This is a genomic window from Wolbachia endosymbiont (group B) of Pilophorus perplexus (assembly GCF_964028155.1).
Classification (GTDB): Bacteria; Pseudomonadota; Alphaproteobacteria; order Rickettsiales; family Anaplasmataceae; genus Wolbachia.
Genome location: NZ_OZ034754.1, coordinates 1,014,491 through 1,030,929 on the forward strand (window position 1 = coordinate 1,014,491; position 16,439 = coordinate 1,030,929).

The following is a 16,439-nucleotide window of genomic DNA, read 5'->3' on the forward strand; positions in this document are numbered from 1 at the left end:
TATTTAATGTCATTCCAGCGCGTAACGCTGGAATGGCTTTGTTGCATCGCTATCTACGGCGGATTAAAGATAAAAAAGATGAAGAATATCAGTAGCTTATTATTCTAGCATTTATAGTAAGGACGGTCAGTGAATATCTAAATTTGAGTAAAAGAAATTTTACTACCATTCACTAATCTAGCTAAAATTCAAGAATTTCAATGCTTTAGCTATTTTAAGTAGAATTAAATTTACTAATACAAACAATAAATTACTATTCTTAAATTTGATCAGATTGACTGCAAAAAAATAAGATTTTCAATAAGTTGCTTGTATAGTTAGCCTTTCATAGGTAGCGATGCAACAAAGCCCGCTGGAATCCAGAAAAAAAGAACCAGTGTCAGCTACTCGGATGACATCGAAATGTTCGTACAGATATTCGTCACACACCGGAATAAAAATTAGACTTTTGCCTTGTGCAAAATAATTTCAAGGCCGCATTGTCTTTATTTTGCTTATAGCTTCCACAAGCACTGCAAACATAAATGAAGAATACAAATATGCTTTTGGTAGTTCTATGTGAAGCCCTTCAAGTGTTAGATATACACCGACGAGTAAAATAAATAGAATGGCAATTACTTTTAAGCTTGGGTTGGATTTTATTACCTGAGCGGTATAATTTGATGAAAATAGCATCGCTAATATGGAAAATGTAAATGCTATGGCAATGATTATCATATTGTGAGTTAATGCTATGGCAGTTAATATTGAATCAACCGAAAAAACTAAGTCTATTAATATAATTTGTAGCACAACTAAAAAAAATTGTGATTTAACATTTGCCTTTGTTTTGTTCTCCTTATGTACAAAAATTTCGCTCCATAACTCTATAGAACTTTTAACAATAAGGAATAACCCTCCTGCAATCATAAGTAAATCCTTTACTGAGATATCTAGCGATACAGCGTGAAATATAGGCTTTTGCATTGATAGTATATATGATGTAAAAAATAGTATTACAAAACGCATCAATAGCGCTAAGCCAAAACCTATAAGGCGGGCTCTTTCTCTCAGCAGATTTGGCACCTTATCTATTGCTAGAGAAATAAAGATTAAATTGTCTATACCAAGTATAGTTTCAAGTAGCGTAATTATCAATAAAGTCCAAGCATCAGCTAGCATTTTCATTCCAAAGTCAGATTTTGTACTTTACAATAGATGTGTAAAAATTAAGTAACTTCGACTAGGTAATTAAAAAATCAGCCTTACCCGGAAAAGAAAGAGGCAAAAGGGCATTTTTATAATAAAAGTACTTTTGTAAGAGAAATAATGAAATTAAAAATCTAACTCTCTTTACGAAAATTTTAAATAGATTGTAAAATAGTTGTACCATGAAAATATATGCCTTCTTTATAGACTAAGATTTTTCTTTAAATTAAGATAGATACACGATAAAAGGAACATATGACAAAAGAATCATTAGCAAAAACTGATATAGTAAAAGTTGAAGATAAGAAAGCAACAAAGGGATTTTTTAAAATATTAGGTGAAGTAGCAGATGCTGTAAGGTCATGGGTTGGCAATATTGGCCCTGATTTAAGTAGTAGTCGCGATGTCGATAGTTTAGTCTTGAAGATGAACGAATGCTTAAACCCAAAGGGGGGTGAAGTCTCAGCACGTAAGAACACCGTATCTCTTGGTAATTTGTACTTGAGTTTATCAGAGGCAGGTCAAATAAAATTTTTACAAACCCTGGCAGAAAAGTTCAATCCGGATAAAACGAAAATAGATGAAGAAATGAAAGTATATAAGAAAAATCAAGATTCTGAGTCGAGCTATAAGTTTGAACAAGACTTAATAAAAGTCCTTGAATCACCACGCTCTAAAATATTGAAGCAGTTTATCTCCTTACCGGAGGGCCTTAAGTTTATTGTTGATATGCGTTCTGATGTACTCAAGCTGAAGAATCAATATAAAAGTCTAAGTCCACTAGAAAACGAATTAAAAAGTATACTTTGTACTTTGGTTGATGTTGATCTACTTGATCTTCATCAAATCACCTGGGATTCACCTGCATCATTGTTGGAAAAACTTATAAAATATGAAGCTGTACATAAAATTTCCTCTTGGGGTGACTTAAAAAACAGACTAGATTCTGATCATCTCTGTTTTGCTTTCTTTCATTACAAAATACCAAATGAACCTTTAATTTTTGTAGAGGTTGCACTGATGAATGAGATTGCAGATAGTATTCAACACGTTTTGGACGAGTCAGTTCCTTCAAGTGACCCAAGCAGTGCAAGTACTGCTATATTCTATTCAATATCAAACACTCAAACTGGTTTATCTGGAATTAGCCTCGGTAACTTTTTAATAAAGAGAGTCGTAGAAAAACTATCGCAAGAATTTAAAAGCGTAAAAGTGTATGCAACTCTTTCTCCAGTTCCTGGATTTACAAAATGGCTAAAAAATCAAGACGTAGCTTTATTAGGTAAGCTTAATATAAAACAATCAGGTACAGAAATTTTAGAAAGCATAAAAACTAACATTGAATGCGAAAAACAGTCCCTACTGAAACTTTGTGCACATTATTTGCTAAAGGTTAAAAGCAGTGGTGGAGGTGCTTATGATCCAGTAGCACACTTTCATTTAAGCAATGGTGCATCAATCAAACAAATCAACTGGATGGCTGATACTTCTGAAAAAGGCATTAGTCAGTCAGCCGGAATAATGGTGAATTATCTGTATGAGCTGCCTAAAATAGATAACAATCATGAGAATTATATGATTAATAAAGTGATTTCTCATTCAAAAAAAGTGTCAGCTATGTTAAAGGAATAATAGGAAGTGCGCAAGCATATAGAAAGTGCTAACATTCCCTAATGTTTATGTATATAATATTGAATAGTTTTATGAGGTAAAATGTATGAATAGTGATGAATTAGAAGAATTAAAGAAACTAAAACAAAAGATACAAGATGCAGTAGCACATAAAAAATTGTATGGTGTATTATTTGCAGATTCTAAAGAGATAGAGTTATTCAATAATTGTATTAGCAGTATTAAAAGTAATGGAATAGGCGAAGAGGAATCAAATGAATTGATAACCATTTATAAAGGACTTAATTCAATATTTGATAACATTAGTTCTGACTGGGATGGCAATAAGGGTAGCCTAAATGCTCAAAAAATTATTGTACATTATCAAAACTTAGAGTCTATCTTAAAGATAGTAAACATAATTAAAGAATTGAAGACAAGATTGGGCCAAGCATTCGTGATCTTCGACTTTGATGAATCCGGGTTAATCCAGGATATCGAATCACTCCAAAAAAAAATGAAAGAAGTGCTAGAAAACATGCAACAACAAGAACAAAGTGCAGCAAGGAAAAAAGAGTTAGAAGAGAAAGCTAAAGCAGAGTTTAGCAAGTATATAGAAAACGGCACTATTGATGCGATGTCAATCAAAAGGGATAGTAATTCAGATCTTCTTTATACAATAATTAAGCTAAAAGAAGACAATAAAAGCACAGATATTAAAGTAAGCGAATTTTTAAATAGTGATTTTTGTAAAGAAAACAATATTGCCGGTTTTCTTCTTTCAAGTGGAGATCAAAAAGAATTTATCAGTGGTAAAATACATGAGGGGATTAGATATTATCATATAGGTACCACAGTTCAATATGGAATAAAGTTTAACTGGTATGTAGACGGAAAGGAATGTAGCATTACATTAGGTGCTAACAGTGATGATAGTATTAGAATAATAAGTGATAGACCAACTGATGCGGATTTAGAAAAAAATAAAGATGTAAAGATTAAAGTTGGTGATGCTTACCTAAGCCTTGCTGATGCAGTAAAAACGTGTAGACAGCAAGAAGATCCAAGTAGCACAGTGAAGCAAGCATCAGCTAATGAGCATTGCCGTCCATTGGCAAGGACAGCTTAATGTTTTTAGCAAAGAGAGATATAAGTAATTGCTCTTGTAATACTTAAAATGTAAAATAGATCTACTTAAATAAGTAGATCTATGAACAATATAAGAAATTTTGCAATAATAGCACATATAGATCATGGGAAGTCAACTCTTGCTGATCGTTTGATAGAAGAATGTAACGGTCTTGAGACAAGGGAAATGACCAATCAGGTACTTGACTCAATGGATATAGAGCGTGAACGTGGAATTACAATCAAAGCACAAACGGTAAAACTCAATTACACTGCAAATAATGGTAATAAATATTGCCTCAACCTCATGGACACACCAGGTCATGTTGACTTTTCATATGAAGTCAGCCGAAGCTTAGCCGCATGTGAAGGCTCACTTTTGGTAGTAGATAGCAGCCAAGGAGTTGAAGCTCAGACTCTGGCAAATGTCTACAAGGCAATTGACAATAATCATGAGATAATAGTTGTGCTTAATAAAGTCGATCTTCCTGCTGCAGATCCAGAAAGGATAAAGCTTCAGATTGAAGAGGTAATCGGAATTGATGCAACTGAGTCAATTTTGATATCGGCAAAAACTGGTCTTGGGATAAAGGATGTACTTGAAGCTATAGTGACAAAACTTCCCGCTCCTCAAGGTGATACAAATGCTCCACTGCAAGCAATTTTAGTTGATAGTTGGTATGATCCTTACCTAGGAGTAGTAATTTTAGTGCGAGTTAAAAATGGAGTACTAAAAAAAGGCATGAGAATCGTTATGATGTCTAATAATGCTACATATCAGGTCGATAATATCGGTATTTTCACTCCTAAAAAAGTTATGACTGGTGAACTTTCAGCAGGTGAAGTTGGTTTTATAACTGCTTCAATGAAAGAAGTAGCAGACTGCAAAGTAGGAGACACTATTACTGAAGAGAAAAGGCCGTGCAGCAAGGCATTACCTGGCTTTAAAGAAGTACATCCTGTAGTATTTTGCAGTATTTTTCCCAATAACACAGATGATTTTAAATATTTAAGGGAAGCACTAGAAAAATTACATTTAAATGATGCTAGTTTTACATTTGATGCTGAAACGTCAAATGCGCTAGGTTATGGATTTCGTTGTGGTTTTTTAGGAATGCTACATCTTGAAGTCATTCAAGAAAGACTCGAAAGAGAATTTGATTTAGATCTAACAGCAACTGCACCGAGTGTTATATATAAAGTTGCAACACAAAATGGTAAAGTTTTAAATATCCATAACCCAAGCGATATGCCAGACCCTACAAAAATTGAAATAGTGGAAGAACCATGGATCACTGCAACTATAATGGTACCTGATCAATATTTAGGAGAGATTCTATCTCTGTGTGAAGAGAGGAGAGGAGAACAGCAGGATTTATCTTATGTTGGTAATACGACAACAGCACTACTGAAGTATAAATTACCGCTGTCTGAGGTTGTTTTTGATTTTTACGATAGACTAAAATCAATTTCCAAGGGATATGCAAGTTTAGATTGGGAAATATCCGATTATCAGGAAAGTCAGATAGATAAATTAAGTTTTTTAGTTAATGGAGAACCTGTGGATGCGTTAGCCTGCATTGTTCATAAAAGCAGGGCAGAAAAAAGAGGCCGTGAAATATGTGCACGTTTGAAAGACTTGATACCACGCCAGCAATATAAAATCGCGATTCAAGCGGCAGTAGGCGGAAAAATTATTGCTAGAGAAACGATTAACCCGTATAGAAAAGATGTAACAGCCAAGCTCTATGGTGGAGACGTCACACGAAGGATGAAGCTGCTTGAAAAGCAGAAGAAAGGTAAGAAAAGATTGCATTCTGTGGGAAACATAAACATTCCACAAAATGCTTTTATTGAGGCTTTGAAAATAAATGATTAATATATATTCAAAAACATAAATTTAAAGAACTAAGTGATATTTTCTCAATAAATTTACTGACATTGATATGGGTAAATTTGAAATAGCTATGTGAATTTGTAAAACACTATATAAGATACCATACAACGAAATCATCCCAGTGTTAAACGCTGGGATGACAGAGAGCAGCTCAATTGCTCCACTCAATCAGTAAAAATCAGATATATGTAGACATTGGCTAAAACCATTCCAACAACATTTTAGTGAAACTTAACAAGCTTATCTATAGTTTTAGTGATGATTCTTGGAGTATTTGGAGAGACTTCTGAGCCCAGTCTATTTAACCGCTCTATAGCAAACCCGCTGTTCTCATTTATTATGAAATCACATAAAATATTTTCTATATCTTTAATAACACTTTCATGCTTTCTCAGAGGATGGTTATTCGGATATCTATGAATGGTTTTGATGCTAGAATACTCAACGAAAGCTTGATCTTTAAAAGCAAGTTGTCTCAATTTCTCTTTGAATTTTTCTTCTTCATCTCTTGCTAAAAGGCAAGACTTTATCAGTGATTTTATAATCGAGTTTATAGCCTGATGTATTTCAGAATGCACTATAACTTTGATGATATTTTCTTCCACTATGCAATCATAAGTGCTTTTTTCGCTCTTTAATGACTCTATAAGCATTTTGCTATTTTGCGAATTCAATTCCAGATTCTCTTCACTTATAGGAGTCATTATAAAGGTATTCTTATTTACCCTGATGTAAAATTGTGGCAACCCTTTAGAACAGGCAAATGCTACATCCTTAGACTCAAGTGCGTGATTGTATGAAGAAGAAAGGGTGCTTGCTATAACGCTACTTGGTACTTTCATTCCATGATTACTTAGGTGATTTAACACATTCTCAACATCATGATATGTAAAACCTGTATCTTTTATCAATTCAACAACTTCTATGCAATTGTGTTGTTTATACTCTATTGTCACTTCTTCTGTAAAAAGAGTTTTAGCTGCTATATGCTTATCAAGCACTGTGAAAATCTTGATGAAACTCTCTAAATCTTGTTTGTTAATTAATTCAATACTAATTAAGTTTTTGCTAACAATTATAATATTTTTTATCATTTTTTCCCACTAAAAAAACTCACTAGATGAATTGTATTTTTAATTCATTAAAAATTGTTTAAAGTGGGTATGCCAGCAACAGTAAGACAAAAAAATCACATAAAATCTTCATTATGTATTATATTACATCCCTCGTGTTCATCACTGCCGCTTGTGTAAGCTGTTGCATTAATGCTATCTTCATTGTTATTTAACATATTATCCAACTTTCCTTCTTTTTCAAGATCCATCAATTTGTCACATCCAGCAATATGATGTACATAATCACCATTTTCATCAGTAATAAAAATTTGTGGAACTGTCCTGACGTTATATTTTGATTTTATACCGTCAAACAAATCCGAGTTTCTAAGTACATCAATTTCTTCGTATTTCACACCTTTTTCATCCAATAACTCTTTTGCTTTCTTGCAGAATGGGCAGTACTTCTTCACATATATTACAACTTTTCCTTTAGTGTTTTTCACGATTTATCTCCATAGTTCATAAAATACAACTATTATATATAAAAAATATATATAAAATATCAAATTGTATGAAAATTATTTACAACTGTGAGCAAGGGATAAAAGATAATGTGGCACTAACTTTCGGAAATTTCGATGGCGTTCATTTAGGACATAAGTTTGCAATTTCCAATCTAAAGAAGGTAGCACAAGAAAGAGGATTACCCTCTGCAGTTTTAACTTTTGAGCCTCACCCATCAACTGTTTTATTTAGTAGGAACAATTTTAGGTTAATAGACCAAGAACAAAAAAAGGAACTAATCAGCAGCTATGGTATAGATTACTTGTATATTATTAATTTTAATAGAGGTTTTTCTGAGGTTAGCTGCGATGACTTCATTGGTAAGATTTTGGTAAAGAAGTATGGTGCTAAACATATAACTGTTGGAGAAAGTTGTACTTTTGGTCACAAACGATTGGGTAACATATTAACTCTAGAAAAATATTCTCAGATGTATGAATATTCTTTAACTAAATTAGAGCCATTGATAATCGATAGAAAAATTTGCTCTTCTTCCTCAATCAGAGAGTGTTTACAAAAAGGCGAAATAGAAATTGCTAATAAATTGCTTGGTAGGTCTTATCAAGTTTCTGGTATTGTAACAAAAGGTGCATGTAGAGGTAGAGAAATAGGGTTTCCAACCATAAACATTCCGATAGAAGATTACATGATAAAACCTAAGCTTGGTACATATTACGCCAAAGTTGCATTTTCTGAAAATAGTTCAAGTTGGCTATATGGAGTAGTCAACATTGGTATGAGACCTACATTTAAGGACTTAAAAAAACCTATAGTAGAAATGCATATATTTGACTTCAACGAAAATGTATACAATTTTAAGGTTGACATACAACTTTTAAAATTTATTAGGGCAGAAAAAAAATTCCATAGTATTAACGAGTTAACAAAACAGATAGACCGTGATATAATGAAGGCTTACCAGTTAAAGATAAACTTATGAAAAGGATATGTTTAGTTATTATATTGATTATAGTATCATTCGATCAAACAAGTAAATTGTATATAAACTCTTTGATTGATGAGGGGGAGTCAATCGAGATTACTAGTTTTATGAAATTAGTTGAAGTTTGGAATTCAGGAATTAGCTTTGGAATGTGTAGTACTCTGCCGCATGGCAGCTTCTTTTTTTCAGCATGTTCAATATTAATAATTGGTATACTTGCATACTTGATATATAAATCTAATGATAAGTCAATTTACCTTAGTTTTTCTCTGATGATTGGTGGAGCGATCGGAAATGTAATTGATAGAATCTATTGGGGAGCTGTATATGACTTCATATATTTTCATATCAATGATTGGTATTGGCCAGCCTTTAATTTAGCAGATCTATCTATAGTTTGTGGAATGTGTACATTGTTATATAAGTGGTATATATATGATAGGTCTATCTCTAAGCAAAATGAGGAATGAAATAATGCTTCGCAAATTCTTTAGTTTTTTTATACTATCTGTGTTTTTTTTCATTTGTCCGATTTCTTTGGAAGCTGAAATCATAAAGCATGCTAAGCTCAGTAACGGATTGGATGTTTATGTAGTACCTAATCACCGAATTCCAGCTGTTTTTCATGCAATAATATATAAAGTTGGGGGAATGGATGACCCAATTGGCAAAGCAGGATTGGCTCACTACTTTGAACACTTAATGTTTGAAACTACAGGAAAATTTAAAGACATAGAATCCACTTTGGGCAGCATTGGGGCCCAATTTAATGCTTTTACCACTAAAGAATACACCTGCTACTACGAATTAGTTCTCAAAAAAGATTTACCACTAGCAATGGAAATTGAAGCAGATAGAATGGGCAATTTTGATGTTACTCAAGACAAAATAGATAGAGAAAAAAATATCGTATTAGAAGAAAGAAAGATGAGATTTGATAATAATCCTGAAGCTTTACTATGGGAGGAAATGAACAGTGCATTTTATCGTAATGGTTATGGTAGGTCTGTTATTGGTTGGGAGAGCGATATTAAAACTTACAATCAAGATGACATAACAAGGTTTCATGATAACTATTATCATCCAGGTAATGCTATACTGCTCGTTGTTGGTGATGTAGAATTTGAAGAAGTAGTGGGATTAGCAAAGGAAAAATATGGTGCAATTAAAGCTGAGCCTGTAGTGAAGCATTATCCGAACCAAGATTCAATACATAATGCAGATATATCGGTAATTTTAGAAAGCACTGAAGTAAAAGAGCCAGTTTTATACTTTCGCTATAGTGTTCCTTTATTTGAGCAAATAAGTGAAACTTTTCCTGTTGATTTGGCAGTTGATGTTTTGGGGAATGGCAAGTCTAGTAAGCTATATAAAGATTTAGTTCTAGATAAGAATGTAGCAGTAGAAGTGTTTGCTTATTATAATAGCTTAGCTTTTAGTAATGGTTACATTGAGATTCGGGTAACTCCAAAAAGCGGGGTGAATTTGGATGCTGTTGCAAGAGAGTTAGAAAATTCTATTAATCACTTTAACTCTGAAGGAATAACAAGTGAAGAGTTGCAAAGTACAAAGTCTAAATACAAAGCAGCACAGCTTGATAATCTATCTGATTTAACTAATATAGCAATGTTTTATATACCACGTCTAGCACTAGGTATTCCACTTGATGAAATAGACATTTCATATAGCAAAATTAATGATGTCAATCTAGAGGATGTAAATAATAAAGTTCACGCTATCTTTTCTACTAATAAATTAGTTGGTCGTTTGCTACCAAAAGGAGGTAATAATGAAGATAAGTAAATATGTATTTCTATTTTTTTTCTGTCTAGGCTTTAATTTGCAAGCAAGCAGTCACTTAAATATAGAGGAGGTTACTACTAATAAAGGATTTAAGTTTTTATTTGTTGAAAACCATGATCTACCAAAAGTTTCACTTAATATATCATTCAAAGATGCAGGTTGTGTGTATGAAAGTGCAGAAAAGCAGGGGCTTGCTTGGTTTACTTCTCTTGTAATTCAAGAAGGAGCAGGAAAAAATGATGCCAAAGATTTTGCGAAAAAGCTTGAGGATAAAGGAATTAGTTTAAATTTTACTTCTGGTTTAGAAGCATTTAGGGTTTCATTAAACACTTTATCTGAGAATCTAGAGGATGCAATTTCACTACTGAGTGATGCTATAATGCGCCCTAAAGTTGATCCTGAGGGGTTAAATAGAGTATTCGAAAAAGCCAAAGTAAACTTTAATAATTTTGAAAAAGACCCTTATTTTATTGCTGCAAAAGAGTTAGATACATTGTTGTTCAAAAAACATCCTTACTCAAGAGATCCATATGGAACTCTAGACACTATAATGAACATTACTAGAGACGATGTTTTAACATACATAAAGCGTAGTTTTACTAAGGATAATATCGTTATTAGTATTGTTGGTTGTGCAACAAAAGAAGAAGTTAGTACGCTGCTCGATAAATATTTATCTAAGTTACCATCAAAAAGATCGAAAGTTAGGAAGGTATCTGTAAAAAATGAATTTGGGCCTGCAGAAAGTAAGAGCGTTTTTATGGATATACCACAGAGTGTAATACTTTTTGCTCAAAAAGGCATAGCATATGAAGACCCTAATTACTATAATGCTAGTGTTTTGATTAATGCGCTTGGTGGTATGAGTCTAAACTCAATACTGATGAAAGAGTTGAGACAAAATCTAGGTATTACTTATGGTGTTAGTGCACGTAATGTTCCTAATAAGCATGGAAATATTATATCTGGATTTATGAGTACTGATAGTTCCACTGCTAGCAAAGCTATATCAGCAGTAAAAGATACATTTAGCAGAATAAAAGAGGAAGGAATTGACGAACAATTATTCAAGGATGCAAAAACCAGTTTAGTAAATAACCTTATCTTCTCTTTTCTATCCAATAATGCGAATACAGCAACGTTACTGGATAGTATGCAGATAGATGATCGTGATATTAACCATATAAATAATTATGCAAATATCATTAATGATGTTCAATTGGAAAAAGTAAACAAGCTGGCAAGTTCTTTACTGAATCCTGAAAATTTATTTTTTGTTGAAGTTGGAAGAAACGCTCAAGGTCAATAGTTAATACCTTCTACTATTGATCTTACTGCTTTTACATAACACTTATGCTCTTCAGCTAGAATGCGCTCTGAGAGACTGTGAACATCATCATTTGGTAACACTGGAACAGTAGCTTGAGCGATTATGGCTCCAGCATCAATTTCAGGAGTAACATAATGCACAGTACATCCTGTAATTTTTACACCCGCTTTCAGAGCTTGCTCCTGAGCATTTAGGCCCTTAAATGACGGAAGTAAAGAGGGATGAATATTTATAACTTTGTTATGCCATTTATTCAGGAAATTGGCCTTTATAATTCTCATAAACCCTGCAAGGCAAATTAAATCAACCTTATGTTGAACAAGTATTTCATGAATTTTATCAGTATCAAGTGGCTTATCTTCAACAACAAACGCTGAAACTCCTGCTTGCTTTGCTATTTTAAGGCCTCCAGCTTCACTATTATTTGTGATAACACACACAGTTTCAGCAGGGAAATTCTGATCTTGACATGCTTCTATTAAAGCCTGCATGTTTGATCCTCTACCTGAAATTAGTATTCCGAGTTTTATCTTTTTCATTTTAGTGCAGCCGTAAGAATGGATATTAATAAAATAGCTCAAAAGGAAAGTTTATTTTAGAATAAATACTATTGTGTAGCAATATTTTACACTGCTGAATAACATGGAATTAAAGAAATCATTCAGTTTGAAGTAACTTTAACATTTCATTTTAGGAATATTATACAATTTATGGTAAATAAATGCATATTTTTATGGCTGCGTTATTATTTATTTAACAAAGTATTAGTATAATTTACTACACTGAATTAAATGGAGAAAATTCAATGAATAAATTACCAAGCAATGCAAAAACAAGCAAGTCTCAGGTTACTCAGTGGGAGGTAATAAAAAATTGTGAATATTCTGATAATTGTTTATCAAAAGTAGTAACTTTATACGTCATTAAAATGGCAGAATTATCAGATATTTATACGAGTAATGAACCTGAAATTAATACTATACTTACAAGAATAAGCATAACAAGTGAAAATGCATTTTTAAATAAGGTTGTTGATATTGAAATTATGGAGGGCATTTTTCCGTACAAATTCAACAGCAAGAAGAAAAATAACATATCAAGGCTAGAAGATTTGTACAATTATTTATGTTCTACTGTTATTGATAGCCTTCCAAAAGAAATGCTTGAAAGCCTAAGAAGAGAATACAGAGACGCTGTTAACTTATTTAAAGCAATTACTTAACTAGGTGTAACATTTTTAAGACTTTACCTTCTATTTCAGAAATGCCACTTTCAAGATCTTTATCTATCAAACATATGGTAGATAAATATGTTTTCTGCTTCTTTTCAACATTGATAGTTAAAGTTCCAGGAGTAATCGTAACCGAGTTAGCAAATAATGCAATGGTCTTATCATTATGTCCTATGCATTCTCTTACAATAACAATTGGCTCAACTGTAGATTTGAATCGTAGCACCTTTTTTGTTACATAAATACTTGAAAAAATAATTTGGTAAATTAGCCAAGGTATATAACTTATAAGCTGATAAAGTGACAGCCTACCACTATCATTTAGAATTTGACTAAGGGCACTTTCAGCATCAATTAACCTTTTAAAGATAATCAATGTGAACACAGAAGAAAATACTCCACAGAGAATAAAAAAAGGCTCAAAATAACCAGACAATGTAATCCATAGAGAAGACAAAATCACAAATGATAGAGAAAAAAACTTAATATTTTGCCTGACTTTCATGATTTGGAGTATAACTTAAATGATTTTTTAGAAAAATAAAAAGTTCTTGATTTTTGTGTCAAAGAACATAATAACCAAGTTATTTTAATAAGTAGTGGAGATTATGACGCTTGATGATTTTCTAAAAATGCTTGAAGAAATAAATGATACTTCAGGTTTAAGCAAGAACAACATAGTTGAACGAATAAAAATAAAATTAGAAAGAATTGATTTACGGAGGTGGGAAGATAGTGGATTTAATATCAATCATATATTCACTACACATAGTGATCTAGATCCTGTAGAAACTACATTGTTGCATTTTGCTGCTAAGAGTGGCTATGAGAACATAGTAATAGCTCTAATTGAATATGGAGCATATGTTGATGCATGGGACAGCGATGGATGCACTCCTTTACATTTTGCTGCTGAATGGAACCACAAAGGCATATTAGATATTTTAATTGAAAGTGGAGCAAATGTTAATGCGTGGGACAATGATGTATGTACACCTTTACATCTTGCTGCCGAAGGTGGGAATGAAAGTGTAGTAAGAGCTCTAATTGCATGTGGAGCAGATGTTAACGCGCAGAACAATGATGGACACACTCCTCTACATTTTGCTACTAAGAGTGGCTATGAGAACATAGTAATAGCTCTAATTGAACACGGAGCATACGTCGATGCGTGGGATAATTATAGAAGCACTCCCTTGCATTTTGCTGCTGAAAGTGATAATGAAAACATAGTAAGAACTCTGATTGAACATGGAGCATGTGTTAATGTGTGGGATAGTTGTGGACGCACTCCTTTGCATTTTGCTAGCGATCATGAAAGTATAAGAGATATTTTAATTGAAAGTGGGGCATATGTTAGTAAACAGAACAATAATAGATATGCTCCTTTACACTTTGCTATTGAATGGGGCTGCAAAGATGTGATAAGTTCTTTGTCAGGTAATGCTAGTCCTAGGGCTGAAATGGCAGTAGGAAGAGTGGAACAAATTACACTTGCAGGAAGATTGGAGCTTTTTTAACCAAACTTGCATTTACTGAGATAATTGTTTTGTTATGAATTAAACCAAAAGTTCTGTAATATATTGAAGCTTAAAGATATCTTTAGATATGGAAGTTATTGCAGAAAATAGAAAAGCAAGGTTTGAATACTTTATCTTAGAAGAATTTGAAGCAGGTATGATCCTCTTAAGTAGTGAAGTGAAATCACTAAGGGAAAGAAAAGCAAACATTTCTGATGCTTACGTTACTGAAAAAAAAGGTGAAATATGGCTAAACAATATGCATATCGCAGAGTATAAAGCTGCAAACCAAAAGAATCACAAGCCAAAAAGAGAACGAAAATTGCTTTTGCATAAAAAAGAGATAAATAAGCTAATTGGTCAAATCAAAACCTCTGGAATAACTGTTGTGCCACTTTCTATCTATTTTAATGATAAAGGGTTGGCAAAAACTAAAATTGCCATTGTGAAAGGAAAAAAACTCTATGATAAGAGAGCAACCATAAAGCAGAGAGAGTGGGAACGTGAGAAAAGTAGATTGTCTAAGAATAATTTGTAGTAAAATATGTCTTTAAGTCCAGTTATTTTTAGCATCGGTCCTGTTTCTATATATTGGTACTCTTTAGCATATGTTTTGGGTATAGTTTTTGCATATTGGTATTTACATAAGCTAGACAATCAAAAAATATTTACTAAGAATTTTTACGATTCGTTATTAACAGCCGTTATTATAGGCATTATCCTTGGAGGTAGGCTTGGGTACGTATTGATATATGATCCAGTTCTCTATATAAGCAATCCTATCGAAATACTAAAGACCTGGGAAGGAGGTATGTCATTTCATGGCGGTGCTATAGGAGTTTTGCTTGCAGTAATAATCTCCTGTAGAAGACATAACATTCCTATATTTTACACACTGGATCTAATTTCTTGTGGAGTTCCGATAGGTTTACTTCTAGGCCGCATAGGTAATTTTATAAATGGAGAGTTATTTGGCAGGGTTACAACTATGCCGTGGGGTATGGTATTTCCAGAAAGTGGTGATAATTTATTGCGCCATCCAAGCCAACTTTATGAGGCATTTTTTGAAGGAGCGCTACTTTTCGTAGTTGTAAATTCACTATTTTACTTGAACAAAATGAGATTGTATTATGGTGCAACAACTGGAGTTGCAGTTATGTTGTATGGAGTAGCACGTTTTATGGTTGAATTTTTCCGCGAGCCAGACTATCAAATTGGCTATTTATGGTTCAATTTAACTATGGGACAGTTGCTTTCTATACCTATGATTTTGTTGGGAATGCTTATATATTTAGGTGCGTTGAATTTTAGGTTTAATACAAAATCTATTCAATAGACAAGAGGTAAGTTGAATAAAAAAATATAGTAGAAGTTTATCTACTACATAGCATGTACAACTGTACGAACTTTTCGTGTTGCAGAGAATAAACGTGAGGGCACAAACCTTTTGTTGCATAGCTATGAAACAAACTTAGTAGCTACTGACCAAATTCATTATTAAGTAGATATTCATTTTTCAACAAAATCCCCTTGATTTAGAAGCTACTCTATTAAAACATATTTTTAAACTTTTGCCAAAACCCTGGTTTATTATCATTAACCTTTGTGAAGGCTATGTTTAAACTGTATCTTGGATCGTTTGGCACATCATATCTAATATTCAGTATTGAAACTTCGTTTTTATTATGAACAGAAACATCGTCATATGATAACTTTGTCGTGTAGCACTTTATATGCTTTTGCTTATCATATACTATATCACCTGATTCCCCTTCTAGTTCTACAAATTTAGTTTTTTTCTGACATTCTTTTATTTTTATTAGATCCTTGTCTAGTGATATTGAAACCGGTAGTGTATTACCAGCATACTCTTTAGCTAAAAGCTCACTTTGAGGATACATTTTTATTTCCCTTCCAAAATGTGAGTCTATAAAATTATTGCTCCAAAATTTGTCTCCAGAATGTACATATTTGTCAGTAGCATACGGTACACCACCATAATTGCATTGAACTTTGTAATCTCCAACACCATTATTTTGAAAAAAATCATGAATGGCAGCGTAACTATCGGCAGCATCATTTATGTAATCCATTACCTACCCCTTAAAACCTTTTAATTTATTATATCACAAGAAATTAAATCTATCAATAAAAAGACTTTTTTTG

The 16,439-nt window shown here is 32.7% G+C and carries 17 protein-coding genes; 11 read left to right on the plus strand and 6 right to left on the minus strand.

Translation table 11 applies throughout. The features are described from left to right. Positions 1–468: 468 nt before the first annotated feature. Complete coding sequence (locus tag ABWU28_RS05090) at positions 469–1,161, minus strand: TerC family protein (protein ID WP_026097226.1); 693 nt, start codon at positions 1,159–1,161, stop codon at positions 469–471. A 282-nt stretch (positions 1,162–1,443) separates the two neighbouring features. Here ABWU28_RS05090 and ABWU28_RS05095 point away from each other — a divergent pair, with 282 nt between their 5' ends. The 3 genes from ABWU28_RS05095 to lepA all read left to right on the plus strand — a co-directional run bounded on the left by ABWU28_RS05095 (position 1,444) and on the right by lepA (position 5,806). After that, a complete protein-coding gene (locus tag ABWU28_RS05095) occupies positions 1,444–2,820 on the plus strand; it encodes a malonyl-CoA decarboxylase (RefSeq protein ID WP_019236618.1) in 1,377 nt (458 codons plus the stop codon). 85 nt (positions 2,821–2,905) lie between these two features. After that, positions 2,906–3,928 (plus strand): hypothetical protein, encoded by a 1,023-nt coding sequence (locus ABWU28_RS05100; RefSeq protein ID WP_265025348.1) that lies wholly within the window; start codon positions 2,906–2,908, stop codon positions 3,926–3,928. Positions 3,929–4,009: 81 nt separating this feature from the next. Then, on the plus strand, positions 4,010–5,806 hold the full coding sequence (gene lepA / locus ABWU28_RS05105) for a translation elongation factor 4 (RefSeq protein WP_264376902.1): 1,797 nt from the start codon (positions 4,010–4,012) through the stop codon (positions 5,804–5,806). Between the two features lie 239 nt (positions 5,807–6,045). Here the strand turns inward: lepA and ABWU28_RS05110 are convergent, their stop codons facing one another. Both ABWU28_RS05110 and ABWU28_RS05115 read right to left on the minus strand, forming a co-directional pair. Further along, entirely contained in the window at positions 6,046–6,918 is an 873-nt protein-coding gene (locus ABWU28_RS05110; protein WP_007301937.1) for a hypothetical protein, read from the minus strand. A 95-nt stretch (positions 6,919–7,013) separates the two neighbouring features. Further along, positions 7,014–7,385, minus strand: coding sequence for a glutaredoxin (locus tag ABWU28_RS05115; RefSeq protein ID WP_006015443.1), 372 nt, complete (start codon positions 7,383–7,385; stop codon positions 7,014–7,016). Positions 7,386–7,453: 68 nt separating this feature from the next. Here ABWU28_RS05115 and ribF point away from each other — a divergent pair, with 68 nt between their 5' ends. From ribF to ABWU28_RS05135, 4 genes are read left to right on the plus strand one after another with little or no spacing between them, the layout of a single operon-like run. After that, positions 7,454–8,386: a riboflavin biosynthesis protein RibF gene (gene ribF, locus ABWU28_RS05120; protein ID WP_019236620.1), complete on the plus strand. Its 933-nt coding sequence runs from the start codon at positions 7,454–7,456 to the stop codon at positions 8,384–8,386. Further along, complete coding sequence (lspA, locus tag ABWU28_RS05125) at positions 8,383–8,859, plus strand: signal peptidase II (RefSeq protein ID WP_007301940.1); 477 nt, start codon at positions 8,383–8,385, stop codon at positions 8,857–8,859. Before ribF ends, lspA begins: the two co-directional genes overlap by 4 nt. 4 nt (positions 8,860–8,863) lie before the next feature. Continuing rightward, a complete protein-coding gene (locus ABWU28_RS05130) occupies positions 8,864–10,192 on the plus strand; it encodes a M16 family metallopeptidase (RefSeq protein WP_012481845.1) in 1,329 nt (442 codons plus the stop codon). Further along, complete coding sequence (locus ABWU28_RS05135; RefSeq protein ID WP_214303276.1) at positions 10,179–11,501, plus strand: M16 family metallopeptidase; 1,323 nt, start codon at positions 10,179–10,181, stop codon at positions 11,499–11,501. Before ABWU28_RS05130 ends, ABWU28_RS05135 begins: the two co-directional genes overlap by 14 nt. Here ABWU28_RS05135 and purN read toward each other — a convergent pair. Continuing rightward, entirely contained in the window at positions 11,495–12,061 is a 567-nt protein-coding gene (purN, locus tag ABWU28_RS05140; protein ID WP_007301943.1) for a phosphoribosylglycinamide formyltransferase, read from the minus strand. The two genes, ABWU28_RS05135 and purN, sit on opposite strands and share 7 nt — an antisense overlap. Positions 12,062–12,327: 266 nt before the next feature. On the opposite strand from purN, the gene ABWU28_RS05145 reads away from it, so the two are divergent. Then, positions 12,328–12,744: a hypothetical protein gene (locus ABWU28_RS05145; protein WP_007301944.1), complete on the plus strand. Its 417-nt coding sequence runs from the start codon at positions 12,328–12,330 to the stop codon at positions 12,742–12,744. On the opposite strand, the gene ABWU28_RS05150 is transcribed toward ABWU28_RS05145, so the two are convergent. Further along, positions 12,737–13,258, minus strand: a complete 522-nt coding sequence (locus ABWU28_RS05150; protein WP_006015458.1) for a Na+/H+ antiporter subunit E — start codon at positions 13,256–13,258, stop codon at positions 12,737–12,739. The two genes, ABWU28_RS05145 and ABWU28_RS05150, sit on opposite strands and share 8 nt — an antisense overlap. A gap of 127 nt (positions 13,259–13,385) precedes the next feature. Between ABWU28_RS05150 and ABWU28_RS05155 the strand changes: the two genes are divergently transcribed. From ABWU28_RS05155 to lgt, 3 genes are all read left to right on the plus strand, one after another. Beyond that, the gene (locus ABWU28_RS05155; RefSeq protein WP_353275069.1) at positions 13,386–14,273 is read left to right on the plus strand and encodes an ankyrin repeat domain-containing protein; all 888 of its coding nucleotides are present in this window, start codon (positions 13,386–13,388) and stop codon (positions 14,271–14,273) included. An 88-nt stretch (positions 14,274–14,361) separates the two neighbouring features. Next, positions 14,362–14,811 (plus strand): SsrA-binding protein SmpB, encoded by a 450-nt coding sequence (smpB, locus tag ABWU28_RS05160; RefSeq protein ID WP_007301946.1) that lies wholly within the window; start codon positions 14,362–14,364, stop codon positions 14,809–14,811. Between the two features lie 6 nt (positions 14,812–14,817). Further along, positions 14,818–15,609, plus strand: a complete 792-nt coding sequence (lgt, locus tag ABWU28_RS05165; protein WP_007301947.1) for a prolipoprotein diacylglyceryl transferase — start codon at positions 14,818–14,820, stop codon at positions 15,607–15,609. 214 nt (positions 15,610–15,823) lie between these two features. Here the strand turns inward: lgt and ABWU28_RS05170 are convergent, their stop codons facing one another. Continuing rightward, on the minus strand, positions 15,824–16,366 hold the full coding sequence (locus ABWU28_RS05170; RefSeq protein WP_007301948.1) for a hypothetical protein: 543 nt from the start codon (positions 16,364–16,366) through the stop codon (positions 15,824–15,826). Positions 16,367–16,439 lie beyond the last annotated feature (73 nt).